Origin of the sequence: Mesorhizobium sp. M2A.F.Ca.ET.039.01.1.1, assembly GCF_003998035.1 — a bacterium.
Classification (GTDB): domain Bacteria; phylum Pseudomonadota; class Alphaproteobacteria; order Rhizobiales; family Rhizobiaceae; genus Mesorhizobium.
Map to the genome: position 1 here is coordinate 1 of NZ_RZRY01001281.1, position 985 is coordinate 985.

At 69.8% G+C, this 985-nt stretch carries 1 protein-coding gene and 1 pseudogene; both read left to right on the forward strand.

Going from position 1 to position 985, the window contains the following annotated elements:
* Positions 1 to 591: pseudogene (locus tag EOA24_RS39290) on the forward strand (class II aldolase); the annotation flags it as partial.
* A gap of 4 nt (positions 592 to 595) precedes the next feature.
* Positions 596 to 985 (forward strand): FGGY family carbohydrate kinase (locus tag EOA24_RS39295; RefSeq protein WP_245501987.1); only part of this gene is annotated, 390 nt, incomplete at its 3' end.

Genomic DNA, 985 nt, shown 5'->3' on the forward strand with positions numbered 1-985 from the left:
GGCCTGCCCCTTGCCCAGGGCATTGCCGAACGCCTCCGGCCGGGGGTCGACGTGCTGATCCTCGGCAATCACGGCCTGGTCGTCGCGGCGGAGACCGTGGCCGAGGCGGAGCGTCTGCTGCATCGGGTAAGATCGCTCCTGGCCCGCCCGGCGCGGCAGACAGCGGCCCCGGATATCGCGGCGCTGACGGCGCTTGCCGACGGCAGCGGCTATCGATTGCCGGCGGATGTCGAGGCGCATGCGGTGGCGCTCGACCCGGACAGCTGCCGCACCGCAGAAGCCGGCAGCCTCTATCCGGATCATGTCATCTTCCTTGGCCGGGGCTCCGTGGTGGCAAGGCCCGGCGAACAGGTTGCCGACGTCGTCGCGCGGCTGGGCGCAAATCCCGTCGCGGTGCTCTTTCCGGGCGCCGGCGTGCTGATGCGCGGCGACGCCAGCTCCGGCGCTGACGCCATGCAGCGCTGCCTCGCCGACGTGACCGCACGGATCGAAATCACGGCGCGATTGAACTATCTCACCGCCGCCGAGAATGACGAGCTGGTCAACTGGGATGCCGAGCAGTATCGCCAGAAACTCAACGCCGCGGGTTAGGTGAATGGTGCCGCTTGCAGTAGGCATCGACATCGGCACGTCCGGGTCGCGCGCCGTCGCGATGCGTCCGGACTTCTCCATCGCCGCGAGCACCGCTGCGCCGCTCGATCGCTTCGGCGCGAACGGCCGCGATCCTGCCGTCTGGTGGGCCGCGGTCGAAGCGACACTACGGGAACTCTTCTCACAAATCGACCGCGGAGCGGTGCGGACAATCGCGGTGGACGGCACGTCCGGCACCTTGCTGCCGATCGACGGCGCCGGACGGCCGCTGGCCGAGCCGCTGATGTACAACGACAAGGTTCCGGATGCGGCGATCCTCGCCGCGATCGACGGCGCGGCGCCGGAAGCAAGCGCCGCGCATGGGGCGACATCCGGACTCGCCAAGGCGCTCTGG